The organism is Corynebacterium sp. p3-SID1761 (genome assembly GCF_055862885.1).
Genome location: NZ_JBSQBJ010000017.1, coordinates 1 through 26,277, shown reverse-complemented (window position 1 = coordinate 26,277; position 26,277 = coordinate 1). Strand labels below are relative to the sequence as shown.

The 26,277-nt window shown below is 61.0% G+C and carries 20 protein-coding genes and 1 pseudogene; 5 read left to right on the top strand and 16 right to left on the bottom strand.

Going from position 1 to position 26,277, the window contains the following annotated elements; translation table 11 throughout:
- Positions 1-2 precede the first annotated feature (2 nt).
- A complete protein-coding gene (locus ACWXWJ_RS08395) occupies positions 3-422 on the top strand; it encodes an arsenate-mycothiol transferase ArsC (protein ID WP_473964125.1) in 420 nt (139 codons plus the stop codon).
- Between the two features lie 200 nt (positions 423-622).
- Here ACWXWJ_RS08395 and ACWXWJ_RS08390 read toward each other — a convergent pair whose 3' ends face one another.
- The 3 genes and pseudogenes from ACWXWJ_RS08390 to ACWXWJ_RS08380 all read right to left on the bottom strand — a co-directional run.
- On the bottom strand, positions 623-2,362 hold the full coding sequence (locus tag ACWXWJ_RS08390) for a DNA polymerase III subunit epsilon (protein ID WP_473964124.1): 1,740 nt from the start codon (positions 2,360-2,362) through the stop codon (positions 623-625).
- 66 nt (positions 2,363-2,428) lie between these two features.
- Complete coding sequence (gene leuA / locus ACWXWJ_RS08385; protein WP_473964123.1) at positions 2,429-4,216, bottom strand: 2-isopropylmalate synthase; 1,788 nt, start codon at positions 4,214-4,216, stop codon at positions 2,429-2,431.
- Between the two features lie 393 nt (positions 4,217-4,609).
- A pseudogene (locus ACWXWJ_RS08380) lies at positions 4,610-5,455 on the bottom strand (DMT family transporter); the annotation flags it as partial.
- A gap of 285 nt (positions 5,456-5,740) precedes the next feature.
- Between ACWXWJ_RS08380 and ACWXWJ_RS08375 the strand changes: the two are divergent.
- The gene (locus ACWXWJ_RS08375; protein ID WP_293790898.1) at positions 5,741-7,006 is read left to right on the top strand and encodes an aspartate kinase; all 1,266 of its coding nucleotides are present in this window, start codon (positions 5,741-5,743) and stop codon (positions 7,004-7,006) included.
- An 89-nt stretch (positions 7,007-7,095) separates the two neighbouring features.
- Positions 7,096-8,175 (top strand): aspartate-semialdehyde dehydrogenase, encoded by a 1,080-nt coding sequence (locus ACWXWJ_RS08370; protein WP_473964122.1) that lies wholly within the window; start codon positions 7,096-7,098, stop codon positions 8,173-8,175.
- Between the two features lie 3 nt (positions 8,176-8,178).
- Here the strand turns inward: ACWXWJ_RS08370 and ACWXWJ_RS08365 are convergent, their stop codons facing one another.
- The 3 genes from ACWXWJ_RS08365 to ACWXWJ_RS08355 are packed head-to-tail and all read right to left on the bottom strand — an operon-like array spanning position 8,179 to position 11,544.
- Complete coding sequence (locus ACWXWJ_RS08365; protein WP_473964121.1) at positions 8,179-9,453, bottom strand: ferrochelatase; 1,275 nt, start codon at positions 9,451-9,453, stop codon at positions 8,179-8,181.
- A gap of 34 nt (positions 9,454-9,487) precedes the next feature.
- Positions 9,488-10,897 carry a TIGR01777 family oxidoreductase gene (locus tag ACWXWJ_RS08360; RefSeq protein WP_473964120.1) on the bottom strand — a complete coding sequence of 470 codons (1,410 nt, stop codon included), beginning with the start codon at positions 10,895-10,897 and terminating at the stop codon, positions 9,488-9,490.
- Positions 10,898-10,917: 20 nt separating this feature from the next.
- Positions 10,918-11,544, bottom strand: a complete 627-nt coding sequence (locus ACWXWJ_RS08355; protein WP_473964119.1) for an RNA polymerase sigma factor — start codon at positions 11,542-11,544, stop codon at positions 10,918-10,920.
- Between the two features lie 77 nt (positions 11,545-11,621).
- On the opposite strand from ACWXWJ_RS08355, the gene ACWXWJ_RS08350 reads away from it, so the two are divergent.
- Both ACWXWJ_RS08350 and ACWXWJ_RS08345 read left to right on the top strand, forming a co-directional pair.
- Positions 11,622-13,253, top strand: a complete 1,632-nt coding sequence (locus ACWXWJ_RS08350; protein ID WP_473964118.1) for a catalase — start codon at positions 11,622-11,624, stop codon at positions 13,251-13,253.
- Positions 13,254-13,414: 161 nt separating this feature from the next.
- Positions 13,415-13,840, top strand: coding sequence for an organic hydroperoxide resistance protein (locus tag ACWXWJ_RS08345; RefSeq protein WP_473964117.1), 426 nt, complete (start codon positions 13,415-13,417; stop codon positions 13,838-13,840).
- A gap of 128 nt (positions 13,841-13,968) precedes the next feature.
- Here the strand turns inward: ACWXWJ_RS08345 and ACWXWJ_RS08340 are convergent, their stop codons facing one another.
- The 10 genes from ACWXWJ_RS08340 to ACWXWJ_RS08295 all read right to left on the bottom strand — a co-directional run bounded on the left by ACWXWJ_RS08340 (position 13,969) and on the right by ACWXWJ_RS08295 (position 25,783).
- Positions 13,969-14,370 (bottom strand): Na+/H+ antiporter subunit G, encoded by a 402-nt coding sequence (locus tag ACWXWJ_RS08340; protein WP_293790891.1) that lies wholly within the window; start codon positions 14,368-14,370, stop codon positions 13,969-13,971.
- The gene (locus ACWXWJ_RS08335; protein ID WP_473964116.1) at positions 14,371-14,649 is read right to left on the bottom strand and encodes a monovalent cation/H+ antiporter complex subunit F; all 279 of its coding nucleotides are present in this window, start codon (positions 14,647-14,649) and stop codon (positions 14,371-14,373) included. It lies immediately after the preceding gene.
- On the bottom strand, positions 14,650-15,531 hold the full coding sequence (locus ACWXWJ_RS08330) for a Na+/H+ antiporter subunit E (RefSeq protein WP_473964115.1): 882 nt from the start codon (positions 15,529-15,531) through the stop codon (positions 14,650-14,652). It abuts the gene before it with no gap.
- A 3-nt stretch (positions 15,532-15,534) separates the two neighbouring features.
- Positions 15,535-17,217: a monovalent cation/H+ antiporter subunit D family protein gene (locus ACWXWJ_RS08325; protein WP_473964114.1), complete on the bottom strand. Its 1,683-nt coding sequence runs from the start codon at positions 17,215-17,217 to the stop codon at positions 15,535-15,537.
- Complete coding sequence (locus ACWXWJ_RS08320) at positions 17,217-17,705, bottom strand: cation:proton antiporter subunit C (RefSeq protein WP_293790887.1); 489 nt, start codon at positions 17,703-17,705, stop codon at positions 17,217-17,219. The genes ACWXWJ_RS08325 and ACWXWJ_RS08320 overlap by 1 nt, the downstream gene beginning before the upstream one ends.
- Positions 17,702-20,938 (bottom strand): DUF4040 family protein, encoded by a 3,237-nt coding sequence (locus ACWXWJ_RS08315; protein WP_473964113.1) that lies wholly within the window; start codon positions 20,936-20,938, stop codon positions 17,702-17,704. Before ACWXWJ_RS08315 ends, ACWXWJ_RS08320 begins: the two co-directional genes overlap by 4 nt.
- Before the next feature lie 215 nt (positions 20,939-21,153).
- Positions 21,154-21,924 carry an ABC transporter ATP-binding protein gene (locus tag ACWXWJ_RS08310; RefSeq protein WP_473964112.1) on the bottom strand — a complete coding sequence of 257 codons (771 nt, stop codon included), beginning with the start codon at positions 21,922-21,924 and terminating at the stop codon, positions 21,154-21,156.
- A 65-nt stretch (positions 21,925-21,989) separates the two neighbouring features.
- Positions 21,990-23,114, bottom strand: coding sequence for a FecCD family ABC transporter permease (locus ACWXWJ_RS08305; RefSeq protein WP_293790884.1), 1,125 nt, complete (start codon positions 23,112-23,114; stop codon positions 21,990-21,992).
- On the bottom strand, positions 23,111-24,328 hold the full coding sequence (locus ACWXWJ_RS08300; protein WP_448307760.1) for an ABC transporter substrate-binding protein: 1,218 nt from the start codon (positions 24,326-24,328) through the stop codon (positions 23,111-23,113). The genes ACWXWJ_RS08305 and ACWXWJ_RS08300 overlap by 4 nt, the downstream gene beginning before the upstream one ends.
- A gap of 102 nt (positions 24,329-24,430) precedes the next feature.
- Positions 24,431-25,783, bottom strand: coding sequence for an MATE family efflux transporter (locus tag ACWXWJ_RS08295; protein WP_473964111.1), 1,353 nt, complete (start codon positions 25,781-25,783; stop codon positions 24,431-24,433).
- Between the last annotated feature and the right edge of the window lie 494 nt (positions 25,784-26,277).

The window sequence follows — 26,277 nt, the reverse complement described above, 5'->3', positions numbered from 1 at the left end:
CCATGAGCAATAAACCTAAGGTGCTTTTCATCTGCGTAGGCAACGGCGGCAAGTCGCAAATGGCGGCCGCTTTGGCGGACAAGCATGCTGGCGAGGCCATTGAGATTCATTCCGCTGGCACCAAACCGGCAACGAAGCTCAACACGGAGTCGGTGGAATCCATCAGCGAGGTCGGCGCGGACATGTCCGACGGCCGCCCAAAAGCAGTAGACCCGCAGTTGCTGCGAGAGGCTGACCGGGTGGTCATCCTCGGCAAGGACGCTCAGCTGGAGCTACCCGCCGACGCGCAGGGGACCCTCGAGCGGTGGGTTACTGACGAGCCTTCCGAGCGCGGTATTGAGGGCATGGAGCGCATGCGACTGGTGCGTGATGACATTGACGCTCGCGTGCGCGCACTTATCACCGAGCTGAAGGGCGACTAACCGGCGCCGAGCTGCCAGCTGGCTTTTGGGAGTGATGTCCAAAATTCCAGGTCTTAAAATATAAATAATCTATTCACGCAGGTCAGAGGGTTACGTTTTTGGGCTGCAAATGAGCTACTTTTAATAACTCGTAGATTTTGGACATTGACGCTCTAGCCGCCCCCTGCTCCGGCGCCTTCGAGGGGGCGGGGCACACCGGGCTAGTTTCCGCCGTTGGCGGAACCCCCGGAACTCTTGCGGCGCCGACGCCTCCGACGATTTCGCTTGCCGCTGGGTCCCGGGATTTGCCCCTCGTGGCCGCCAGAGGTGGCGTTGCCCTTGTGGCCGGAGTGGCCGGAGCTGCCAGAGTTGGCGTTGCCCTTGTGGCCGGAGTGGCCGGAGTTGCTCGGGCGACCGTTCTTGTTCGACTCCTTAGACTTGCCGGATTTCCCCGAACCCGACCCGCCAGCGCCGCGCCCACTGGAGCCCGACCCGCTAGCGCCCGACCCGCCACGCGGACCTGCCAGCCCACTGGTCCGGGGACGCGCGCCGGCACCCGGCTTCGTTGGCTTGGCCTCCTTCTCACCGGGCTGCACATTAGCCAGCAACGCCAGGAAGTCCTCATCGCGCACCAGCGGAATGCTCTTCCGGTCAGCGTGCATCGCCTTACCGCGCAGCTCGTAGTTCTCGTTGCACACCACAAGCGAGCTGCGACGATTTAGCTTTTCGCTATACGCCAGACCCGCGGCAACACCTTGGCCAATCAGCTCGTCCGGGTCGATTGCCACGTCCGGGCTGACCACAAACTCCATACCTTCAACTAGCGGCTCCCCGCTCTTCCACACGCCAGGATTCACGAAAGGCCGGGGAGAATTAGCGGCGTCAATACGAAGGCCACTGCGCCGCAGCCCGAACTGATCGGCTGCGAGGTCTTCGGGATCCAGCACCGTCAGCTCGCCGCCTCGCTGTTGTGCGACCGCGAGAGCCGCGGTGAGTCGCGCGTTTGCTTCCAGCAGCTCGTCGGGGTCGATCTCTCTCTTGGTTAGTGACGCCGCCGCACCAACCTCCGGCAGTGCTGTCGCAGGGACGTGCACGGCGGACCTACTGGAGCTTCCAGATGCGTTTGTGCTGGTAGAAGCCTCAGTCTGGGAAGCGTCACCGGCAATACCGTAGCTGGCGACGATAGCGCGCAGACGAGGGTCGGTGGAATCGATGGCCTGGCGGCGAGCGGTGGCGAGCGTGTCGATGATGGAAACCGGTGCGGGCATTGGAATGCGCCGACCCCCGCGACCGCGGCCACGGCTGCGACGGCCACGGTTCGCGGAGCGTTGTACCAGCTTGAACTCATGAGTGAGGAAGCCCCACACATAATCGGACTCATGCATGATGAGTGTGCGCCCGTCCAGCGCCTGGTGGATCAGCTGCGCGCTGGAGTTAAAGCCGAGAGCTTGGGAAAGCTCGTTGACCTGGTAACCGTGGAGGTGCCAGGGGCCTGCGTCCTCGCCGGGGTTGAGGTGGCGGGTAAGCGCAGTGACCTCCTGGCCGATGTTGATGGTGGGCAAGTCGGCTGTGTCGGTGACGCTGGCAGCATTGTTCGTCGTGGGGGCTGCGCCGGAGCCGAAGAACACCACGGAAAGGGCCACCAGACGAGAGGTCTTCGGGTGGATACCGGACGTGGAGATGCTGACAGCAGCGAACGGCGCCTCTTCCAAAGACGGGAGGTCGTGCAGCGCGGATTCGAGTTCCTCGCGTGGGCTCGACTGGTCGGCGTTTTCGGGGGAGTCAGGGGAGGAATCAGCGTCTACGTCAGCGCGTGAACCAGCGTTATGGCTTGCACTCACATCCGAAAAAGTTACAGCGAGAGAACCTGCCGGGCGGCTAACCCTCCGGCGCGGGCGCCGGCGGCGGCGCGCGCCGGTGTGCTCGGGGCCGGGGACGGCCGAGTGATCGTTCTCATTCATGGATTACATACTACCCAGCAGGGTGGGGTCTCCTGTGGCCAGGCTTCAGCCCGGCAGACAGGGGCTTTAAGCACCCTGGGAAACGCCCGCAGCAGCGTCTTGGGAACGGTTCACCGCAGAGGTAATGGCCTTCAGTGAGGCGTAGGTAATAGAGCTTGCAATGCCCACACCCCAGTACTTTGCGCCGTTAACCTCCGCCAGGACGTAGGCTGCAGCTTCGGCGTCATCGCCCGAGGTACGAGCGTGCTGGCTGTACTCCTGCACCTCCACGTCGTAGCCCAGCTCTTCCAGCGCGTTGCAGTATGCGCTGATCGGACCATTTCCGCGGCCCTGCACGGTCTGCGGTTCGCCCTTGAACTCGATCTGGCCGGTGACCTTGGCTTCCTCACCCTCACTTTGGCCGCCGTCGACGGTCAGAGAGATCGTCTCGATCGGGGAGACGCGATCCAGGTATTCGCCGGAGAAGATATCCCACATGGCCTTCGGGTTTACCTCGCCGCCTTCGGCATCGGTCACAGCCTGTACAACGGAGGAGAACTCCACCTGCATTGGCCGCGGCAACTGCAGGTTGTGGTCAGTCTTCATGATGTAGGCCACGCCACCCTTGCCGGACTGAGAGTTCACGCGGATCACGGCCTCGTAGGAACGGCCAACGTCCTTCGGATCGATCGGCAGGTAAGGAACCTCCCAGGTATCTTCCGCGAGAGCGTCCAGACCCTTGTTGATCGCATCCTGGTGAGAGCCAGAAAACGCAGTGAACACCAGGTCGCCACCGTAGGGGTGGCGCTCCGGCACGCGCAGCTGGTTGCAGTATTCAACGGTGCGGCGTACCTGGTCGATGTCAGAGAAGTCGATCTGCGGATCCACACCTTGGGTCAGCATGTTGAGCCCCAGGGTCACCAGGCAGACGTTTCCGGTGCGCTCGCCGTTGCCGAACAGGCAACCTTCAATTCGATCCGCACCGGCCATATAACCCAGCTCGGCAGCGGCCACGCCGGTGCCGCGGTCGTTATGCGGGTGCAGCGACAAAATGATGGAGTCGCGGCGGTTCAGGTTACGGTGCATCCACTCGATGGAGTCCGCGTACACGTTCGGGGTGGTCATCTCTACCGTGGAGGGCAGATTCAGGATGATGGGGTTCTCCGGCGTCGGATCCATAACCTCCACGACTGCATCGCAGACTTCCTTGGCGTAGGCGACCTCGGTGCCGGTGTAGGACTCCGGGGAGTACTCCCAGCGCCAGTTGGTATCCGGGTAGTCGGCGGCGATGGACTTGATCAGCTCGGCGGCGTCGGTGGCCAGCTTCTTGATAGCTTCCTTGTCTTTGCGGAACACGACCCTGCGCTGCAGCTTCGAGGTGGAGTTGTAGAAGTGGACGATGACGTTCTTTGCGCCCTCGCAGGCTTCGAAGGTGCGGCGGATCAGGTGCTCACGGGCCTGCACCAGCACCTGGATGGTGACGTCATCGGGGATCATGTTGTTCTCGATGATCTCGCGGACGAAGTTGAAATCGGTCTGGGAGGCGGAGGGGAAGCCGACCTCGATCTCCTTGTAGCCCATGTCGACCAGCAGCTCGAACATGCGGCGCTTGCGCTCTGGGCTCATCGGGTCAATCAGAGCCTGATTGCCGTCGCGCAGGTCCACGGCGCACCACTGCGGAGCGCGGTCGATGACCTTGTCCGGCCAAGTGCGATCCGGCAGGGTGATTTCCTCTACCTCTTCGAAGAACGGCTGGTAGCGCGCGTGCGGCATGGTGGAGTTGCGCTGCTTGTTCCAGGCGGGTTGATCCGCGGGGATCTCGCCGTTGGGGGTATTGATGCGGGCGGGTGCGGAGATGAAAGTGTCGTTAGACATAGGTGGGGGCTCCTGAAAAGACGGGGAAGAAGTTGTTGTTCTTTGTTGTGATTCCCGACCGGCAACACCAAACTCCGCGACGGGGTGCCGGTCGGTGGGTGAGCTGTTTGCTCACTATCGCTTAAAACCTTTGAGCCCCGCCGCGTCACAGAAGCAGGTTGTGCGCTGGCGTAGTCATGTTTCCGACTATAACCCGACTATTAGCTACGTCACATGAGAATGATGTTTTGTCCCACTATTTGGGATATGTGTCCCTCATTGTGGGGTGGTTGTTGTGCTGTTTGGTGACGCCGTCATATCAGTTGCCCCAGTTTCGGCGGTCGCATTAGTCGCGCTAGTCGTGGTTGTATTGGTCGTCGTATTGGTCGTTGTATTGGTCTCTGTGTCGCCATCCTCTTCGAGAGACTTCCGGCTGAGAATCACTGTCGAGATCAGCATGACGGCGATCGCGGCTGCCATGTAGGCGTATTCCCATTCTGTGATGCGGAACTTCTCGCCCAGCACGATATATCCCAGAATGAACGCAAAAATCGGCTCCACTACCGTCATTGCGGGCAGGGAATTCTTAAGCGGGCCGGCGTTAAATGACGCTTGTTGTACCGCCGTACCCACTGCTGCGAAAGCCATGAGCGTCCATAGCTCCCAGGAGGCGAGAAGTGCGGGCGCCCCGGAATCGCTAAAGACGTCCACCACAGCCTTCGATAGCACGGCCACATAGCCCATGATCGCGCCGGTGATGGATCCCAAAATCAGCGCGCGCAGCGCCGCTGCCTGCTCCAACGCGTAAACGAAGAAGGCTAGTAGAACCACTGCCCCAATGCCCAGGCAAATAAGCCAGACCGTTAGATCGGGCTCGCGGTGTCCAGGTGCGGGGTTGCCGCGTATCACCAGCACAGCTACTGCTGCGGTTAATAGTCCCGCCCATGCGGTTTCGGACGCCGATATCCGTCGTCCGTCGTACTTCGCCGACAGTGGCAGGGTGAACATCAAGGAGAGGACCAGGATCGGCTGTACTACCAGCAGTGTTCCAAATGCCAGCGCAATGATCTGCAGTAAGTATCCAAAAAGGGCGCTGGCAACACCGACCCACCACATGGGCTGTTTGATGGCATCCATGATGGCGCCGCTGCGGTTTTCGCCGGAAGCGATAGCGATGCGGTGGCGTACCACCGTCCCCCAGGCGATGGTGAGGGCTGAGCCGAGGGCGAAAACAACTGCAAGAGCGTTGTTTTCGATCATCGCGCCCCCTTACCTTTTCTATGCCGTTTCTATCTGCTGTGTTATCTGTACTGCGTTGTTATCTGTACTGCGTTTTTCTCAAAGCTTTACTGGGGTAACTGTATCGGACTCGGGGAGGGGAGTCGATTATTGGTCAGTGGCGCGCGTGTTACGTAAGTGGCGCATGTGATTGTCTGGGGTGGGGCGTCATAAAGAAGAAATAGTTCCCCGAAACCTAGCCTCAACCAAACAGACCAACTAGTCTAAAATCTGATTAAGACTAGAACCGGAAGGTGGCAACAACCAGTGGCGCTCATCGTTCAGAAATACGGCGGCTCCTCGCTGGAAAGCGCGGAGAGGATCCGGCGCGTAGCCGAGCGAATCGTGGAAACCAAGAAGCAGGGAAACGACGTGGTCGTCGTGTGCTCTGCCATGGGAGACACCACCGATGATCTGCTGGAGCTTGCCGAACAGGTCAACCCCGTGCCGCCCGCACGCGAGATGGACATGCTGCTGACCGCCGGTGAGCGCATCTCTAACGCGTTGGTCGCCATGGCTATTAACTCCTTCGGTGCCGAAGCGCAGTCCTTCACCGGTTCCCAGGCAGGTGTGCTGACCACCGAGCGGCACGGCAACGCGCGCATCGTCGACGTGACGCCGGGGCGCGTGCAGGAAGCGTTGGACAACGGGAAGATCTGCCTGGTCGCGGGTTTCCAAGGTGTGAACCGCGAGACGCGCGATGTCACCACCCTGGGCCGTGGCGGATCGGATGCCACCGCCGTCGCGCTCGCCGCCGCGCTCAACGCCGATGTGTGCGAGATCTACTCCGACGTCGACGGCGTGTACACCGCGGATCCGCGCATCGTGCCGAATGCGAAGAAGCTCGACACGATCTCTTTCGAAGAAATGCTGGAAATGGCAGCCGTCGGTGCGAAAGTGCTGATGCTGCGCAGTGTGGAGTACGCTCGCGCATTCGATGTGCCCCTGCGCGTTCGCTCCTCATACAGCACCGACATCGGCACCCTCGTCTCTGGATCAATGGAGGATATTCCCATGGAAGAAGCAGTACTCACCGGCGTGGCCCACGACCGCTCTGAAGCTAAGATCGCCGTCCTCGGTATCCCGGACTCCCCGGGGGAAGCGGCGAAGGTTTTCCGTGCCATCGCTGATGCGGAAATCAACATCGATATGGTCGTGCAGAACATCAGCAAGATCGACAACAACCGCACCGACATCACCTTCACCTGCCCACGCACGGATGCAACCCGCGCGATGCAGCTGTTGAAGACCATCAAGGAGCAAAACGACTGGCAGGACCTCATCTTCGACGATCACGTGGGCAAGGTGTCCTTGGTCGGCGCGGGCATGAAGTCCCACCCCGGCGTAACCGCCGACTTCTGCGAGGCTCTGCGCGATGTAGGTGTCAACATCGAACTGATTAGCACCTCCGAGATTCGCATCTCCGTGCTGATCCGCGACACCGACGTGGACAAGGCCGTACGCGCTATCCACGATCGTTTCCAGCTCGGTGGCGATGAAGAAGCCATTGTGTACGCTGGGACGGGACGCTAAAGTAGTCAAAACAGCAGCTCACATGTGCTGCATGGGCAGCTGAAGAGCGCTAAGCAACACCCCGAAAGATAGAAGAGGTAGATCCCCGAATGACCACCATCGCCGTCGTTGGAGCAACCGGCCAAGTGGGCCGCGTCATGCGCGACATTCTCGTCGAGCGGAACTTCCCGGCGGACAAGGTGCGATTCTTCGCCTCCGCCCGCTCGGCGGGTAAGGCCCTAGAGTTCCGTGGCGAGCAGATCGTCGTCGAAGACGTCGCAGCCACCGCCACTGAGGATTTGCGTGGTATCGACATTGCCCTGTTCTCCGCAGGCGGCGGAACGTCCCGCGAGCACTCCCCGCGCTTCGCTGAAGCTGGTGCGATCGTCGTTGATAACTCCTCGGCATTCCGCAAGGACCCGGAGGTGCCGCTGGTGGTCTCCGAGGTCAACCCGGAGGATGCCAAGCACACCCTAAAGGGAATCATCGCCAACCCGAACTGCACCACCATGGCTGCCATGCCCGTGCTGGGCGTACTGCACAAGGCCGCGGGGCTGAATCGCCTACACGTCAGCTCCTACCAGGCGGTTTCCGGCTCTGGACTGGCCGGAGTGGACGCGCTGGTGCGTCAGGTGCTGGATAACCTGGGCAGTGATGTCAACGGCGAGGCCGACAATGGCGAGGCCGATCAGTCCGAGGGGCTGCGTAAGCTGGTCCACGACGGCTCTGCCCTGCACGCCGACAACCTGGAGCCATATGTAGCGCCCATTGCCTTCAACGCACTGCCGCTGGCTGGCAATCTCGTGGACGATGGTTCCGAGGAAACCGATGAGGAACAGAAGCTGCGCAACGAGTCCCGCAAGATTCTGGGAATCCCCGAACTGCGCGTCGCTGGCACCTGTGTCCGCGTGCCCGTCTTCACCGGTCACACCATGACGATCCACGCAGAATTCGACCGCGAGATCACCCCGGATACCGCCCGCGAGCTGCTGGCCGAGGCTCCGGGTGTGAAGGTAGTGGACGTCCCCACCCCACTGGCTGCCACGGGCATCGACGAGAGCCTGGTCGGACGCGTCCGCCAGGATCAGACCGTCGACGGCAATCGTGGCCTCGTGCTGGTCGTCGCTGGCGACAATCTGCGCAAGGGCGCGGCTCTGAACACCATTCAGATCGCGGAGCTGCTGGTTTAGCGGCTAAACCTCGCTACCGCAGCAGCCCGGAGCACACGGCTTGCCGTTGAACGTGTGGCCGAAATCCGGAACCGTGGTCAGTTCACCGACCACTCGTGCCGCCAGGTTTCGCGCGGCCAGCTGATCTTCAGAGAGGTTGGAACTGGGGGCGTCGCTACCAACAACAAGATCGACGACCATCTCGGCGAAACCGGCGGTCAAGCCCGGAGTGGCAACACGCACGAAGGGGATGCCCGCCTTCGCAGCGGCATCGCGTGCCTCGGTATCCAGGTCCCACTGCACCTCCACGTGATCGGTAATGAAACCGACCGGGCACAGCACGATAGCGCGTTTATTGCCAGCCGCAGCGCGCGCCTCAATATGGTCGCACACATCCGGCTCAAGCCACGGCACATGCGGGGAGCCGGAACGTGACTGCCACACGACCTCGACGTCGAGGTTCGTGCCGACGCCGACATCAACCCCTACCGTTTCACCCGTGTGAGCAGGGCCATCCCCGCGGCCGCCGACGTTATCGTGCCGAGCCAAATGGCCGGTCCAGCCGTAATCCGCGCCGCTGCCGGGGTGGTCGGCGAAGCTGCTGGACTGCTGAATCAAGCGCGAAGCATCCAACACCTGCTGGGAGTACAGATTCCCGCCGAACTTATGCGGACCGGCGGCCTTATCCGCCACAGTCGGCACGGAGTGCGCGGTGAAGATCAGGTCAGCCTCCTCCGCGATGTCTGCGCCATAGTCAGCCCGCAGCTGAGCGCGGGCAGTATCCACTGCCTGGGAGAACTCTGCGATGAAAGTAGGGTGGGAGTGGAACTGCGGAATTCGCTCCACGGTCGGGGGTTGCAGGCCAGCTTTCTCGCACGCATCGATCGCCCTGCGCAGATCTTCCTGGTACTGCGAACAACCCGAGTAACCACCCCAAGCACTGGTGGCGAATACGTAGACGTGGCGGATGCCATCACGGGTCATTTGCTGCAGCGTGTCCTCTACATAAGGCTCCCAATTGCGGTTGCCGAAATAGACGGGAAGGTCGATGCCGCGCTGGGAAAGCTCAGCCTCGATATTGCGAATCAGCTGCTTATTTTGGTCGTTGATCGGGGAGCGGCCACCAAGCGCAAAGTAGTGCTCGCCTACCTTTTCCAGGCGTTCGCGGGGGATGCCACGGCCACGTGTGACGTTTTCCAGGAAGGGCACCACGTCTTCGGACTTCTCCGGGCCGCCGAAAGACAGCAGAAGGAGAGCGGAGTCGGGGGCGATGGGCTGGTTGCTGGCGCTCGTGCTCATGTAGACAAGCCTAGCCCTAGCTACCTGACATTCCTTAAACCAGCTGCGCGTCTTCTCGCCCCAGTTCGTGCCACAGCGCAGCCTCCGCAGTGCGGTAGCGGAATGGGTGGCCCAGTTCCTCCAGGCGCTTCGGCACCACGTGTTGGTCGGCCAAGGCCAGCTCTCTAGCGCCCTGCTTTCCCAGTAGTACTTCCGGGGCCTGTCTGGGCACGGGGATCAGCGGGAAACCACCTCCGACCTTCGCCAGGATCTGTGTGAACTCGGCATTCGTCAGCACTTGCGGGCCCACCGCGTTTACCGGGCCGTGAAGGTTCGGGTCGATGGCCGCACGGTGGTACACATCCACCACATCGTCCAGAGCCACCCATGCGAAGTGCTGGCTGCCGTCACCTAGATGCCCACCGCCCATGCGCACGCTGGTGAGCAGTAAATCCAGCATTTGGGAACCGCCGCCCAAAACCAGCCCACTGCGAACATTTACTACCCGCTTACCCGCTGCACGAACCGGTTCGGTTGCCTGCTCCCAACCCGCTACGATTTCCGCCAATACGCCACCGCCCTGTTCTGCGGATTCGTCCGCGAGGGTGGCGCGATCATTGCCGTAAAACCCGACGGCAGAGGCACACACCATCGTCTCCACGCTAGGGGTTTCCGCCACCAGTCGCGCCAGCTTCTCGGTCGGGCCCAACCGCGAATCGCGTACTTTCGCCACATGCTGGTCGGTGAACCGGCCTGCGATGGGGTGGCCACCCAAGTGGATCAGTACGTGCACTCCGTCGAGCAGACCGCGCGCCGGGTTTTCTGGGTTCCACTTCCGCACCGTATCGCTTAAGCCCTTACCCCCAGCGCCGTGGGCGCTGCCATTGCCGCGCTGCAGACGAATTACCTCATGCCCCGCCAGTTCCAATAGTGCGCACAGTTGCGTTCCTACCAAGCCACCAGAGCCAGTGACCGCGATGCGTAGTGGATCCTCGTGCAAACGCCGGGCGAACTTCAAGTGCTGCACATCAGCCTGCAGCTGGTTCTGCCGATATGCGAACACCCCCTCAAAAGCCTTTTTCGCAGCCCACCTCGGCAGATTGGTGTGCACGGTGTCAGTGATGACTGTCGCCGCTGCCTTGCCTTGTGTGTCCGCAGCCCGGAACTCATGTGTGTGCTCCCACCCCGTGAGCGTGCCGAGTGCCGGGGTTGCGCACACATCGCGAAAAGCCCGCCGATCCGGTGCAGCTCCCTCATAACCTCCAGCCTGGTGCTGTGCCACCCAGGTCACCCCGCCGGGCAGCGCAAACGTCGTCACCCCATCGCGCAGGGACTCTGCCTGTTCGATGAGTTTCATGCGCGTGAAACCTGGCGTCAGACGACGAACGATTCCTGGGCGCCCGTGCAGCGCCCAGACGTCGTCCAAGCCCAAAGGAATGCGGTGAGAAAAGGCGATGGTGCTCATGCCCGCCACCTTATATAAAGCTAGGCCACCCCGAAGCGGCGCTTCGGGCTCTTCTGCCCTTCCTTGGTGACGCCACCGTGCCCCTCGCCGGCCATCTCAACCAAATCCGCACGTGCGCGAGCTACACGGGAACGGATCGTGCCGACGCGCACATTCGCGATCTTTGCGGCCTCGGCGTAGGTGTAGCCCAGTACCTGCGTAAGGATCAGGGCCTCGCGCCGGTCGGCTTCGAGCCGGTCGATGAGGGTGCGGGTGTCCACCCATTCCGCCCAGCTCTGACCGCCAGTGGTCTCGGCGGCGGGAGTGGAGCTGGTGGCGTCCTCGATCTCCATGGCAGAGCTGCGAGGACGAGCCATATCGTGGCGAACACTATCGACCCACACGCGGCGGGCTAGGGACAGGATCCAGGTGCGTGCCGTGGAACGCGCAGCGAAACGGGGGAGGGCACTTAAAACCCGCAGGTAGGTCTCCTGCGTTAGGTCATCCGCGCGGTCTGTATCTGCGAGGTGTGCCAGGAGGCGCCAGACGTCGTCGTGTGTTGCAGAAATAAATTTCGTGAGTGCCTGGCGGTCGCCACTGGCGGCGCGCAGGGCGAGATCGGTGACAGCGGCATCGCGTGCCTGGCTGTCTGGTGCCTGGCTGGTCATGGAGTGATCCTAACACGCGGTGCGCGGAATTCTGGCAAGGTGGGTTGAAGAGCCGACTCAGGTATCAGGAGGTACCCATGACTGCTACAAACGACAAACACAACAGCACAGAGGCCATCACATCCGCGAAGGACGTTGCGTCCCGCGGCGTGTGCCCCTACTCCGGAGCTTCGACCAACGTGAACGGTTCCCCGGTCAGCACCGAGGAGCACTCCGCGACGGTGGGCGAGCAAGGCCCGCTGCTGCTGTCCGACGTGCACCTGGTGGAAAAGCACGCGCACTTCAACCGCGAGCGCATCCCAGAGCGCAATGTGCACGCCAAGGGTTCCGGCGCCTTCGGCGAGCTGACCGTCACCGAGGATGTCTCCAAGTACACCAAGGCCGATCTGTTCCAGCCGGGTCGCGTGACCCCGATGCTGGCCCGCTTCTCCACCGTTGCAGGCGAGCAGGGCTTCCCCGATGCGGTACGCGACGTGCGCGGATTCTCGCTGAAGTTTTACACCCAGGAAGGCAATTACGACATCGTGGGCAACAACACCCCGGTGTTCTTCCTGCGCGATGGCATTAAGTTCCCCGACTTCATCCGTTCCCAGAAGCGCCTGTCGGATTCCGGTCTGCGCTCGGCGGATATGCAGTGGGACTTCTGGACCCGCTCCCCGGAGAGCGCACACCAAGTGACCTATCTGATGGGTGATCGCGGTATCCCGACCGATTTCCGTCACATGGACGGCTTCGGCTCCCACACCTACCAGTGGATTAACTCTGCCGGCGAGCGTTTCTGGGTGAAGTACCACTTCAAGACCCGCCAGGGTTGGAAGTTCTACAGCGATGACGAAGCCGCCGAGGTCATTGCTTCCGGTAACTTCGATTCTTCACGCCAGGATCTTTATGACGCCATCGAGCGTGGTGACTATCCGACGTGGGATGTAAAGGTACAGATCATGCCTGTTGCCGAGGCCGAGGGCTACCGTTGGAACCCCTTCGACCTGACCAAGACGTGGTCGCAGAAGGATTACCCGTTGATCCCGGTCGGCCACTTCACGCTCAACGAGAACCCGCAGAACTTCTTCGCGCAGATCGAGCAGGCTGCTTTTGCACCCTCGAACCTCGTGCCGGGTATCGGCCTATCCCCGGACAAGATGCTGCTGGCTCGCGCCTTCGCTTATGCCGATACGCAGCGCTACCGACTGGGTGTGAACTTCCACCAGCTGCCTTCTAACCGCTCCGTGGTGGCAGAGAAGAACTACTACACGGCCAAGGACGGCGCGGGTAACCAGGAGTTCCCACCGGCAGGTACGCCCGTGTACTCCCCGAACCGCTTCGAGCGCCCCGAGGGCGCCAACGACGTCAACGATGGTTCCGGCGCCGTCGAGCAGGGAGTTGGTGCTGGTGAGTCACAGTACGGCTTTGGCCGGGGCCAAGAATCCGCCCGCACTGCCGCCGAGGAGTTGGGTCTGTTTGATGACCTGCACGGCACCGACCTCACCCGTGGCGCCTATGTCCGCCACCCGGAGGATGATGACTTTATCCAGGCAGGCCAGCTGGTGCGCGAGGTCTTGGATGACGCTGCCCGGGAGCGCCTCGCCGGCAATATCGCAGGCGCTATGGAGGGTGTATCTGACCAGGTGGCAGAACAGTGCTGGACTTACTGGGGCAAGGTGGACGAGAACCTGCGCGACCGGGTGAAGGAGATCTTCACCAGTAAGTAGGCGCCATACGCCCCCGGAGCCATGCGGAGGCGCGAGGTAAGCGAGTTCACGTAGGCTGGGCGCCGAGCGGTGGCGACAAGATCACCCCGCCCAGAGCGAGCTTTAGAAATAACGCTAGAGATCACTTCGACAAGCAGATTGAAGAAAGGACTGTTCTTCACATGAGCGACGTACTGTACACAGCAAAGGCAATTTCTACCGGCGGTGGCCGCGACGGCCACGTCGCTACCGATGACCGTCAGATCGATCTGGACGTTCGCCCGCCGCAGGCACTGGGTGGTTCCGGCGAGGGCACCAACCCGGAGCAGATTGTATCCGCCGGTTGGGCAGCATGCTTCAACGGCGCTCTGCAGAAGACCATCAAGGAAGCCGGCGTCGAGATGGAGCAGACCCCGGAGGTTACCGTCGAAACTTCCCTGAACAAGGTTCCGGAGGGCTTCCGTCTGTCCGCGAAGATCACCGCCACCATCTTCGGCGTGGATCAGGCTAAGGCCGATGAGCTGGTCGCTGACGCACACGCGTTCTGCCCTTACTCCAAGGCCATGCGCGGTGAGATCGACGTGGAAGCCGTTGCCGTCGTCGGCTAAGAGTTTTTAGCTTTCGCGGGAGACCCCCGTACAGCGAATCCAAAACAAGGGAGCCAGCCCCCAACCTTTGCGTGGGCGCTGGCTCCCTTGATGTTTGCGAGACTGGGAATCTCGCTCTGCCTGGAAGGCTACTTCGGCTCCTTCGCTTTTTGACCGCCAGACAGCGGCACCGTGTGATCCCAGTGCGTGGCGTGCAGCGCACGGCCCATCACATACGAGCCGACAGCACCCACCACCAGCAATGCGGTAATAGCCACAATGGCGCGGATCAGCTCACCTAGAATGAATCCCTCCGTCGACCAGGAGTACACAAGGTTGGAGCAGATCAGCAGCGGAAGTCCCACGCCGACAGCTGGACCTACCATGTTGACCTGACTGAGGGCGTCCGGAGCAAGGTACATCGCGCGGGCAGAAACAAAGATAAAGATGGACCCCAGAATGGCAAGCACACCTGCGGTAATTGCGCCGAGCCACCCGGGCTCACTGAACTCGACCATGTCGCCGGCAGCGGCGAGGAGTGTGGTGGACATTTAGCGCCTCCCTCGGGAAATGATGCGGGCATAAGCGATCGTCGACAGTGCGCCGAACAATCCGGCGAAGAGCGCGACCTCGTAGGTGATTGCTGTGCGGTGAAAGATCGAATAGCACAGGAACAACCCGGCCATCGCCATGAATACCATGTCGGAAAGGACGGCGCGGCGGGCGTCATTATGGGTAGACACCGCGCGCCACAGCACCGTAAACAGGGCGATAACAACGATGGCGGCGGCGATGCTCACCAGGATGTTGAGTAGGTCCTTGGGCTCCATCTACTTGCCTTTCTGCTTCGGGGTTTTCTTGGCTCTGCCTGGGTGTTCCTTCGGATACAGCGGATCGTACAAAGTCTCTCCGGGTTTGGTGCGGCCCTCCCGGTCGGGTTGCGACGCCCCCAGGTTGTCCCCGCGGAAAGTATCAATATCGGGGGTGGCGTTCGAGATCCGCGCCTTGGCGCGTTCCGCATTTCGGCGGGCGATTTCGTAGCGCTCCTTTCGATCCATTTCCCGCACGTCGGAGGGGTTCTTCTCTTCCTCATCAGACTGCAGGATCGCGGCAACGAAGGCAGCGGCGTGTGGGGTGGAATCCACCTTCTCCACATCGAAAACCGTCTCGTCGGAGGCGCGGCCGCCACGGGAACCTCGGAAACCGCGCGGACCGGGGCGCCCCTTCTCCACCAGGTACTGCACATCGAAATTCAGCGGCTTTTCCTTCACCGAAGGAGCGAGGTGCTCCTCCATATCCGCCAAGCTATCCAGCAGTTCCTGGGGATCTGAACCGTACATGGCGTGCACTGCCAGGAAGCGTTGTACGTGGTACAAACCGTGAGTGTTGAATTCCGAACGGGCTACGGCGAATGCGTCCTTTGAGTTGCGTTCGCCCGCCACCGCGTCGTAGTCAACCTCTTTCGGGCCGGTTACACCCAAGGACAGGGTGCCGGGGGTCATGGTGATCGAAGCGATGAAAGCGGCGATATCCCGCTCGCTGGTTACGCGCAACGGGTAGTAGATCACCACCGGTGCGATATTGCGGCCAGTGCCGAGGGTATCGATGGCCATCACTACAGATTCCTTGATGATCTGCCCCGTCAACCAGGTGGCGTACCACAGCGCGTGGCCGGTGGATTTCACCGCGTGGACAATACTGAACTTTGCCATGGCTTAGTGTTCCTCCCCGTGCTGGGTCGGTTGCTCTTGGTTCTCCCTTTCGACACGCTCCTTAAGGGCGTCATCGTTCGTCGAACTCCGAGCGTCCGTAGGGACGTTATCCAATCCGCTTGGCCCGGGCGGCAGAACTACGCCGATGGCCTCGTCTGGATCGCCGAGCACCGCTTCAACGTAGGCCGTCGTATCGGTTAGGTTGTCGGCGGCTTTGTTGATCTGCTGGAAGACCGGACCGGCACCGATGAACATGCCGACGGAAATCAGCATCATCACTGCCGACGGCCATACGTAGCGGCTCGGCACGCGCAGCTCCGGGTTGGTTTCGTTGGCGTTCATTTGTCGTCCCCAGAACACCTCGCGCCATACGTAGATCATGGAGACCAGGGCACCAATTGAGGAGATGATGATCGCGCCGATGGCTACCCATGTCTTCCATGTACCGTCCTGAGCTACTCCGAAGACGAGGGCGAGTTTGCCCCAAAGGCCGGAGAACGGAGGTAGGCCGACAATCGCCAGGGCGCCTGCGGCGAAGACAATGGAGACGAAACGGTCGCGGCGTAGCAGGCCCGACAGTTTGCGCACACGGCCGGAACCGTAGGTCTCCTCGATCGCGCCGGAGGCCATAATCAGTGCCCCGGCGACGATCATGTGGTGCAGCATGTAGAACAGCCCGGCGCTGATCATCAGGCGCGCATTATCGCTCAAGAACGCCAGGCTGATCAGGATGAATGGGATGCCATTGACCATTTGATAGGCAAGGACGCTGCGCATTGTAGTTTCGCCAAGGCCGGCAAAGCCACCGATCAGCATGCCCAGCACCATGATCACCAGGATGGCCCACGACCAGGTGGGATCCCCCTCGAAGACGGTTAGGTACACGCGGAAGATGGCGTAGATGCCGACCTTGGTATGCAGGGCGGAGAATAGTGCCATCACCGCGGGGGAAGTTGAGGGGTAGGCGCGGGGCAGCCAGGTGTGGACTGGCGCCACACCCGACTTAACGGCAAGTGCTAGCAGCACCATGCCAAGGGGGACTACCAGTTGCCATTGATTGCCGAACACTCCCTCGGCGAATTCGGTGCCGCGCGGCCCGGCGGCGCCCGCCAGAGCCGCGAGGTTGGTGGTGCCCACAACTGCATAGACCAGCACCACGCCGGAGAGCAGCAGCAGGGAGGTCACCAGGTTCACGACAATGAACATCCTGCCCGCGGCCAGGCGTGCCCACGTGCCCGTCATGGCCAGCAGGCCGAAGGAGGGCATCAACATGACCTCGATAAACACAAAGAGGTTGAACAGATCCGCGGTAAGCAACGCACCCCACACACCGCCGATAAGCATCAGGGTGAGGGCAGGGTAGAAGCGGGTTCGTGTCTCCCCAACCACGTCGGCAAACCAATTGGCGACAAGAGCGACGACGGAGGTCGTCAGGATCATGATGCCCGCCAGATTGTCGGCGGCCAGGGGGATGGAGATACCACCGATAAAGCCGCCGACGTTATCGACCATCACCGTATGGGGTTCGCTGACCTTGGTCAGTACCCACAGGCTAGCGCCGATGCCGAACATGGGCACCAGCAGGCCGAGTGCGCGACGCACAGCACTCCATGGAGCCATCGCAGCGACGGCAGCAGAGAGCAGTGGAACGGCGATAAACAGGCTAAGTAGGGAGCTTCCGGTCATTACTTCTGTCCCTCCTGTAGGCCATCTTCGTCCGCGCTTGAATGCACCTCGGTGTAGTCGTTCGCGCCGAGTTTCTTGGACTTGTGCTCCTCGACCACACCGCCGTGCGTCTTGGCCTCCTCGTAGTTCTTCCACCCCATCGTCTGCAGGGTGCGCAGTCGGCGGGAGGCGGTCTCTACGTCATCGGTGCCGATAGTGTCATCGTCGCGGCCAAGCGCGGCCATGGCGAGCATGACGGCGGTGGAAGCCATTGAAATCACGATCGCGGTCAGCACGAACGCCTGCGGCAGCGGGTCGGCAGCCTGCTCCGGGGTAGCCCGATCCATGAGGGGATCCGTGCGCCACGCGCCAATGCCCGCGGCGAGGATCAGCAGGTTCACACCGTGGCCCAAGAGCGTGATGCCCATGATGATTCGCAGCATTCCACGCTGCATCACCAGGTACACGCCGCCGGCGACCAGGATGGCGATGATGGCTGCGATGATCACTGTTGCTCTCCCTTCTGCTCGTCTGGTTCTTCATTGGTGACGCCGTCAGGCTCATCTGCCTGCACAGTCCCGTTGTCTTTCTGCGTCGGCACCGGTGCACGGGCCGCTTCGCGCTCTGCCCGGTGGGCTTCTTCCTCCGCCTTTGCAGCGGCTGATACCTGGGAAGGATTCAACGGAATATTGCTGCCACCAACGGTGACGGCGACTGGCGAAGGTTTCTTGGCCGGGGTTTCCTTGCCCTCGATAGGGGCGGGGCGCTTGCCCTTGGAGTTCAACCCCATCTTCTGTTTCGCGTTCTGGGCACGGAATTTCGACTTCAGCGTTGCCGGGTCCGTACCCGGCCGCTCGCGACCACCCATCTGGTTGATAACAATGACCACCAGGCCGAGCACTGCCAAGTACACACCACCGTCGAAAATCAGCGAGGTGGATACGTGCTGCCCCAGAATCTCTCCGTGGATGGGGGCGAGGAAGCCGTCACTGATGTAGCCGATCAAGCCGGTGATCAGTGCCATCGCCATACCGGCACCGACGAAGGTGTAGGCAACCTGGTCAGTGAACATCTTCTTCGCCCGAGCCTGCGCCAGGTAGTACATGAAGATGCCACAGGCCGCGATCAGGGCGGCGACGAATCCGCCGCCCGGAGCCTGGTGCCCGCGCCAGAACGTCGCGGCAGACAAGAGCGCCAGGATCGGGATCAACGGATATAGCGTCATCCGGGAGTTAATTGAGTTCAAGTGCGTGGAACGCAGGTACTTGGAGTAAAACGGTGCCAGCTCCGGAACCTTGTGGACATCCGGGAACCGAGTGGAACCAGGCGCGCGGAATAGCTCTGCGGTAGAACCCGGGCCATAGCCCGGAACCGGGGATCGCGGGATGGACTTGATCAGTGCGGCAATCACAATGCCCGCCATGCCCAGCACCGACAGCTCGCCCAAAGTATCGAAAGCACGGAACTCCACCAGGATGACGGCGACGACGTTGTTGCCGCCAGAGATCTCCGGGGTCTTTTCCAGGTACCACTGTGCGATCTCGGGTTTGTCGTGGCGGCCGATAAGCAGCCACGAGCCGAGGAAAGTAACTAGGCCAACGAGCACAGCCAGAACCGTGGCGAAGCGCGTGCGGTTGGCTCCTTCGCGCAGGTACAAGCGCGGTTGGTGGCGGATAACCAGCATCATGATGACCACCACGCAGAACTCAACCAGCAGCTGGGTCGTAGCCACATCAGGTGCGCCCAAGGTCAGCATGACCCAGGAAACACCCGCGCCAACGATGCCAACCAGCACAACGGAGGCCAGACGCGAACGCGTTCCGATCATCGCCAATACACCCAAGCCAACGATCACCAGCCCCACCAAGTCGACGACGTTGTCGATTCCCTCGACCCGCGGGCTCAAATCCGCCAGACCCTCGATACGCCCCGGCCCCAGCAGAGCAAAGCCCGCCAGCAGAATCAGCATGGAGAAGATCCACACCACGTGCCGGTTGGGGTTCACAGAGTTCGCCAGGCGGCCAAAAGCGCGCCCGAACTTCGTGGAACGTTCGATGAATGCGGTAATCATCTCCGCGCCCGTTGCCACCCCGAGTCGCTTGCCCTCGAGCGGCTGGAGCAGGGGGCGTCGATAAATAACAACAATAAGACCCACGACCAGTACCGCGACAGAGATACCCAAAGGCACCGTCAGTCCATGCCAGAGCGCTAAGTGCGTATGCGCATGGCCGAGCCCTGTAGCCTCCACCACCTGATCGATCGTCTCATCGAAGATACCCATGAACGCGACAACCGGCAGCGATAGCACGCCGGGCAGCACGGCAGGCAGCCATAGATTCACCGGGGCTTCCTTGACATGCGAGACATCCTTGGGCCCGTCGACAAAGGCACCCAGCACATAGCGGGCGGAGTACACGAGCGTGGCAAGTGCGCCGATACCCGCCGCGACCAGCAGGACGATGACGCCCACATTGCTCAGTGGCGCATCTTCGAAGGCAGTGAGCATGCCTTCCTTCGAAACGAAGCCGAAGGTTGGGGGAATCGCTGCCATTGACGCCGCCGCGATCACAGCGGAAACGAAAGTGAAAGGCATCTGGCGCCACAGCGGGCCAAGGCGGCGAATATCGCGCGACCCGGCTTGGTGGTCGACCACACCGGCGATCATGAACAGGGAGGACTTAAACAACGCATGGGCGGCGGTATGAACCAGCGCGGCGCTGATAGCGAAGGGAGTGCCCACGCCGATGGTCGCGACGATCCAGCCCAACTGGGAGACAGTGGAGTAGGCGGTGAGCTTCTTTAGATCCGTCTTTTGGATCGCGAACACGGCGCCCATGATGGCGGTCGTCATGCCGATGACGATGAGCAGCGTATGCCAGGCCATGACGCCCTCGAAGAGGCCGGAGAAGCGCAGCAGCAGATACACGCCCGCCTTCACGACGGCGGCGGCATGCAGAAAGGCAGAGACCGGGGTGTCAGCGGCCATGGCCTCGGGCAGCCAGAAGTGGAAGGGGATTTGTGCGGCCTTTGAAAACGCGGCAAGGGCGATAAGGACGGCGACGATAGCCAGACGCACGTCCTGGCCGTCCCAGGCGGGGGAGTGCAGCATGGCTGTGAGATCCGTCGTGCCCGTGGTGACCACACCGATACCGAGTGCCGCCAGCAGGAACAGACCACCGACAAAGGTCAGCAGCAAGGTGCGGATCGAACCGGCCTCGCCGCCGGAACCCGAGCGGGCGATAAGGAAGAACGAAGCCAGGGAGACAAGCTCCCAGCCGATGAACAGCAGCGCTACGTCGTCCGCCAGTACCAGTAGTAGAACTGCCAGCATAAACGAGGTCATGAGCACGTAGAAGCTCATGATTTTGTCGCCCCTGTGCAGGTAGGCGGCGGAGTAGATAAAGACCACGGCACCGATAAGGAGAGCCAGGAGGGTGAAGAACAGCCCCAGAGAGTCCATCTTCAGAGACAGATCGAGGGCTGTTGAGTTGCCCGTGGATGCTGCGCCCACGCTTGCGTTACCTGCGCCGCCCGCTCCGGATAGGAAATTTTGGATCCAGGTGACAGACCACGTGGCAGTCTCGCCATTCAAGACCGGGTCGGCATGTTTGATCACGTACCCCGCGAGCGCCAGGAAAGTCAGGCCCAAGGGCCAGCCGGCGTTTCGGTCAAGAGTCTTGACCAACAGGGGGACGAGGATGAGTGCCACCGCTATGGTGACGGGGACGGCCAACAATGCCACGTGTCTACAACACCCTAACCAACGAGTTCGACGACGATTTCTTAGGCAAACACATAATCGCCTTCAACGTCCCGAACTACGGAGCCGATCGATCGCTCCTAGTGTCCCCAAGATGCGCGGGAGTGTGGCTCCGGGGGCTAGAAAAAATTGGGCGGTCCGTCACGTCGGAACATGAACGGAAAAAATTTATGTGACTCGCCAAGTTTAGCAGACCCTCAAATGGCTCTTGACGTGGTGATCGCTACACTCCCATCGCCGGTGGGCGTGACAGTTCCATCGACTCGGTAGACTTCTCGCAACATGTTCTCGGTGAGTACTTCCTCCACGGCTCCGTGTGAGTAAACGGTGCCATTGTGGAGCACTACGATACGATCGGCGAAACGCGCTGCGTGCGATAAGTCGTGCATCGTGACCACTACCGCTGCGGGCGCCTCGACGGCGTAGGTGCAGATATGCTTCATCAGTGTCAGCTGATTGCGTAGGTCGAGGGCGCTGGTTGGTTCGTCCAACAATAGGGCTTGGGGTCGGCGCACGATCGCCTGGGCGAAGCTCACCAGTTGGCGCTGCCCACCGGATAGCTGGGACATCGTCCGGGCTTGGAGGTTTTCCAGACCCAGTCGTGCGAGGACCGTACTGACTCGATCCTGTGTAGTTGTGGCCACTCGCAATCCTCTGAACCCTGTGCGGGAGTGTTGGAGCGCCAGTAGCACCGATTCAAACACTGTAAGGGTGCTTTCCGGCGGGGGATCCTGTGGCAAATAAACCGCGTCAGGTCCGGTGACGCTGCCACTGAATCGGCACAGCTGAGCCATGCAGCGCAGCAGGGTGGATTTACCAGCGCCATTGGGGCCTACAAGGGCGGTGACGGTTCCGGCGTTGATCCCCGGAAGAGACACGCCATTCAGGATCTGCGCTGCTCCGTGGGAAAAACTGAGGTCGGTGACCTGCAGCGCGGTGGCTGACGGAACCGTGGCGGGCTGTTCCACGAGGTTGTCCTTTCTGGGGTGAGGGAGGGGCTGGAGCGAGAAGAAGTGGGCGCGGCGAGGGGGTATTAGGTTGGAGAGGAGACGGTTCGGGGGCGGCGCAGAACGATGAGGACGACGAACGCCGGCACGCCCACAATCGCCGTGATGATGCCGACGGGCAGGATCGCGCCGGGCTGGATCAGCTTGGAGACCACGGAGGCTGAGGTAAGCAAGAGCGCCCCGGAGAAGATGGATGTAGTGAGGAAAAAGCGCTGATCCTCGCCGACAAGCATCCTGGCGATGTGCGGGCCGACGAGGCCGATAAAGCCAATCGTCCCGGCCATCGAAACGGCAGTCGCAGCCATGAGGGAGACGCCCACCAGTGTGAGCGTGCGCAGCCTGTTGACGTTGATTCCCATGGACCTGGCGCGGTCGTCTCCCATTCGAAACGCCGTCAGTGTCCACGCGTTGCGGTAGAAGAACGCGATGACGATCAGCGAGACGAGTGCCAGGAGGCCGATCTGGGGCCACGTGGCGCGCGTGATACTGCCCATCGTCCAGAAGACCACCTGTTCTAGCTGGGTCTGCGAGGCGAGGTATTGCATCAGTGCCAGGAGAGCGTCGAAAAGGAACACGATTGCAATGCCTAGCAAGATCATTCCCTGCGTGCCGGCGCTCTTTGACCGGGAGAAGAGGACAATCACCGCGCATGCTGCGATCCCGAACACCCACGCGCTGCCGGCCATCCCCAGCGTTGCACCAATTCCTGCGGCGGTGAATCCGGAGACGGTGGCGAAGGCGGCGCCGAAGCTGGAGGCGGCGGAAATACCCAGTGTGTAGGGCTCTGCGAGGGGGTTGCCCAGGATGGTTTGCATCTCTGCACCAGCGGCAGCGAGGGCAGCGCCGATGAGGACCGCCGTGATGGTCATTGGCAGGCGAATATCAAAGATGATCTGTCGGTCAACAGGGCGGGAATCGCTGGGGTGAAATAGCACATATATCGCCTCATTAGCAGGCATGCTGCTGCCGATGAGGAAATCTGTGGCGGTGACTGCACATAGCAGAGCCGCGAGCCCGGCGATGATTGCCACCTTGCGCCTGCTGGCTGCTCGGTACCAGCTCACGCCGGGACGTTGACGTTGCGGGATGCTGTCTTTGTGATCCTTCCCGTTTACGGCAGGGATTGACCGTGTCGGGGCGACGTGGCTCATGGCAAACCAGTCCAGAAGGTGCCGCTCGCCTCCACGGGGAGGAATTTTTCGTGCAGTTCCTTCATGTCAGCCTGCGGGTCAATGTCGGCAAACAGGTCGGGGTGCATGGCCTTGGCGAACCACTCGATGGCCAGGTAGTTGTACGGAGAGTCGTAGAAGTGATGCCACGCGGCGTAGGCTCTCTTGTCCTTGACGGCTCGCATTTCCTTGAGGACAGGTTGCCCGTTAACGACGCGCTGAAAATCCCGGGCTGCCTGATCGGCGGACTCGTCGTAACCGAGGGGGATAAAGCCAGTCTTTTTTGGCTGCTGCTTGGCATCAGTCCAGTCAGCGCCGGTGGCGATGATGACGTCCGGGTCTTTTCCGGCCAGCGCTTCGGGGGAGACTTGGCCTTGCTTACCTTCAATCATGTCGTCTCCCAGGTTCTTTCCACCTGCTGCGGTGACTAATTGAGCCAGGTTGGACTTGGCGAAAGTGGAGCAGCAGTCGAAGTAGCCGGGAGCTCGCCAAAGGAAGGTTGGGGTGGGAGTGGCCTTGGCTTTTTCCAACCGGTCGTGAACCATGTCCACCTTGGATTCGTAGAACCGGGCGTACTTCTCCGCCTCCTTTTCGTGCCCGAGTACTTTGCCGAGCAAGCGCACACTTGGTGCGGTGTTTTTTACTGGGTCAGTGAAGTAGTCGACGGCGACGGTGGGGATTCCGGCCTTGTTAAGACCGTCGACGATGCCGGCGTCTTGGGCGGCGTCGAAACTGTTCGCGGAGACAATGAAGACATCTGGGCGGGATTCCAGGGCCTGCTCGACGGACATCGAGCCATCGTAAACCTCACCGGTCTGCTTAATATCCCCGATCTCGGAGAATCTCTGTTGGTACTTCTTGTAAGTGCCGGGGTCGTTCTGCTGCAAGTCATCGGGCCAGGCGACGATCCCCTGGAGCGGGTTTTCCTTGTTGAGGATAGCGGTGGTGTAGAGCATTCTCTGTCCGCCCATGAGAACCCGCTCAACCTTCTTCGGAACCTCGACATTGCGCCCGAGGATGTCGGTGATCTGCTGTTTTTCTCCGTTGGTTGCGGAGTTCGTTCCATCACTGGCGCTACAGGCGGCGGTCATGAAAAGGCCGGTGGCGGCGACCGCTGAGACGACTGCGCGAGCTAGGCGAAAATGAGGGCGCATGGGGGAGCGGGGGCTGCGAGTTCTAAGTGACGTGAGGGTCAACTGCGTTCCTTTCTTTGGGTCGACTTACTTAGGTTAGTCACACCTTATTTAGATGGCAATGCTTGGAAGAGAATGTCGTCATTTCGCTGCCCCACACCCCCGTTAGCTAAGTGAAGCGAGGCGTCGAAAAAAGGCTCGTAGTAGCAGCACCGCAGTGGTGGCGAAGCCGACAATCAACCCCCACCACACGCCGTAGCCCTCCCATTTCAGGAGCTTGCCCATCACCAGAATCCCGGGTACCCCGACCAGCCAGTATCCAATGAGAGTGCAGCGCAGCCCGGAAGTAGTGTCCTTGAGCCCTCTCAGTAATCCCACCGCCACATTCTGAATTCCCTTAGAGAACTGCTGCAACACCGCGAGGCACAGAAGCAGGACGGCGATATGGAAGGTGGTGGCGTCGGCATCTCCCAGGAACGGGCTCAGCACCCAGCGCCCCAGTAGGAGCCATAGTGCGCCCATAACCCCCAGGTACGTGACCACGACGAGTAATACGCGCCGGGTCACCGCGCGTACCGCGTTGGCACCTTCGGCTCGTGCCCTCGTGATGAGCACCGACCCGCCGTGGGAGAAGCCGATGCAGACCTGGTAGACGATGTATGCCAGCTGGTTTACCACGTTATGTGCCGCCAACATCTGCGGACCGAGGGTTCCCATCACCAATCCGGCGATTGTTGTAATCGCCGCCTCCGAGCCATAGGTCAGACTGACTGGTACTCCGAGACGCACTAGGTGGCGTATAGTCTCCCCATCGCCTGCGCGGGGAAAGACGTGAAAATAGGGTTGCAACTCGGGTAAGCGCAGCACTATCACACGGAAGGCCAACAGGGTTAATAGTTGGACGATAGTCGTGGACAGTCCGATGCCCGCCACTTTCCATGCATCCGATGTCGACAAAGCCATAAATGTCCAGTTCAGAGCTATGTTGACGAAGATTGATACCAGTGTGATGCCTAGAAGAGAGCCTGGTTTCCGCATGCCTACGGCGAACTGGCGCAAGACATTGAGCCACAACATAGGGATGAGTCCCGGCGCCAATGTGAGCGTCATGGCGAAGGTGAGACGGGCGACCTGCTCGTCGATGGGCAGAGCAAGAACCAGTGCCCCGAAGGAGATGGCTAGTAGCGCGCCGAGAATTGAAGTACCCGTGCCCACGGCGAAAGAGGAGCGCACGGCTCGGCGGATCCTCTCCGCGCTTTCCTCGGAAGGTGGATCTGAAGGATCCTTCCGCTCCATCTCTGCCGCAGCTTCGGCTACGAGATTTGAGCTGGCTGTCACCATACCCACGCACATCGTGCGGATCTGGTTGTAGAGCTGCATCGCCAGGCCACCGCCGGCGATCGCCATTACGCCCACGGATTGCAACATCAGAACGTCCGTGGTGGTCAGCGCTACCCCAGCAAGCTGCACCCCGGCGATGGGAAGAGAAATTCCCAGGACTTCGCGATACTTCTGCATGGAGCTCAACCTCGCGGCTACCTTCATCTCCGCACCGCGCTGCAGGTCTGCAAGGTCTGCACTCCTTCATGGATTGCTGCCCCGGCGGTTCCTCCCACCAATAATCCGTGTCGCCGGGCGAGTACACGCGAGGTGGCGAACATTATTTCCTCATGTCCCATTCTCCTAGGTTCATGTGTGGTTCCGCAGAATGCGCTGTCCGTGCCCACGACGGCGACGAGCACGTCAACGCTGTCCCGGTATGAACCGGAATTGGCTGAGCGTTCCATAGTTGTGCGTGTTGAACCTTGTCTCGTGAGGGGGAAGTTTCCATTTGTCCCGGGCTGCCTGCGACGCAATCCCGGTGCCTCCAGAGGTGGCGATCACTTTGAGGGAGTGATCTTTTCGTGTAGCAGATGTTAGGTAAGGCTAGGCTACTAAACTCCGGGGCTAACTGGGTTAAGTAAAGAAAAGTGTGTCCGCATGCCACCATAACCCCAGACCACACACCACAA

What these genes read in the sequence shown, in the direction of transcription:
- ACWXWJ_RS08395 (WP_473964125.1), top strand. Translation starts at nt 3, where the DNA reads ATGAGCAATAAACCTAAGGTGCTTTTCATCTGCGTAGGCAACGGCGGC.
- ACWXWJ_RS08390 (WP_473964124.1), bottom strand. Translation starts at nt 2,362, where the DNA reads ATGAATGAGAACGATCACTCGGCCGTCCCCGGCCCCGAGCACACCGGC.
- leuA (WP_473964123.1), bottom strand. Translation starts at nt 4,216, where the DNA reads ATGTCTAACGACACTTTCATCTCCGCACCCGCCCGCATCAATACCCCC.
- ACWXWJ_RS08370 (WP_473964122.1), top strand. Translation starts at nt 7,096, where the DNA reads ATGACCACCATCGCCGTCGTTGGAGCAACCGGCCAAGTGGGCCGCGTC.
- ACWXWJ_RS08365 (WP_473964121.1), bottom strand. Translation starts at nt 9,453, where the DNA reads ATGAGCACGAGCGCCAGCAACCAGCCCATCGCCCCCGACTCCGCTCTC.
- ACWXWJ_RS08360 (WP_473964120.1), bottom strand. Translation starts at nt 10,897, where the DNA reads ATGAGCACCATCGCCTTTTCTCACCGCATTCCTTTGGGCTTGGACGAC.
- ACWXWJ_RS08355 (WP_473964119.1), bottom strand. Translation starts at nt 11,544, where the DNA reads ATGACCAGCCAGGCACCAGACAGCCAGGCACGCGATGCCGCTGTCACC.
- ACWXWJ_RS08350 (WP_473964118.1), top strand. Translation starts at nt 11,622, where the DNA reads ATGACTGCTACAAACGACAAACACAACAGCACAGAGGCCATCACATCC.
- ACWXWJ_RS08345 (WP_473964117.1), top strand. Translation starts at nt 13,415, where the DNA reads ATGAGCGACGTACTGTACACAGCAAAGGCAATTTCTACCGGCGGTGGC.
- ACWXWJ_RS08340 (WP_293790891.1), bottom strand. Translation starts at nt 14,370, where the DNA reads ATGTCCACCACACTCCTCGCCGCTGCCGGCGACATGGTCGAGTTCAGT.
- ACWXWJ_RS08335 (WP_473964116.1), bottom strand. Translation starts at nt 14,649, where the DNA reads ATGGAGCCCAAGGACCTACTCAACATCCTGGTGAGCATCGCCGCCGCC.
- ACWXWJ_RS08330 (WP_473964115.1), bottom strand. Translation starts at nt 15,531, where the DNA reads ATGGCAAAGTTCAGTATTGTCCACGCGGTGAAATCCACCGGCCACGCG.
- ACWXWJ_RS08325 (WP_473964114.1), bottom strand. Translation starts at nt 17,217, where the DNA reads ATGACCGGAAGCTCCCTACTTAGCCTGTTTATCGCCGTTCCACTGCTC.
- ACWXWJ_RS08305 (WP_293790884.1), bottom strand. Translation starts at nt 23,114, where the DNA reads ATGAGCCACGTCGCCCCGACACGGTCAATCCCTGCCGTAAACGGGAAG.
- ACWXWJ_RS08295 (WP_473964111.1), bottom strand. Translation starts at nt 25,783, where the DNA reads ATGCAGAAGTATCGCGAAGTCCTGGGAATTTCTCTTCCCATCGCCGGG.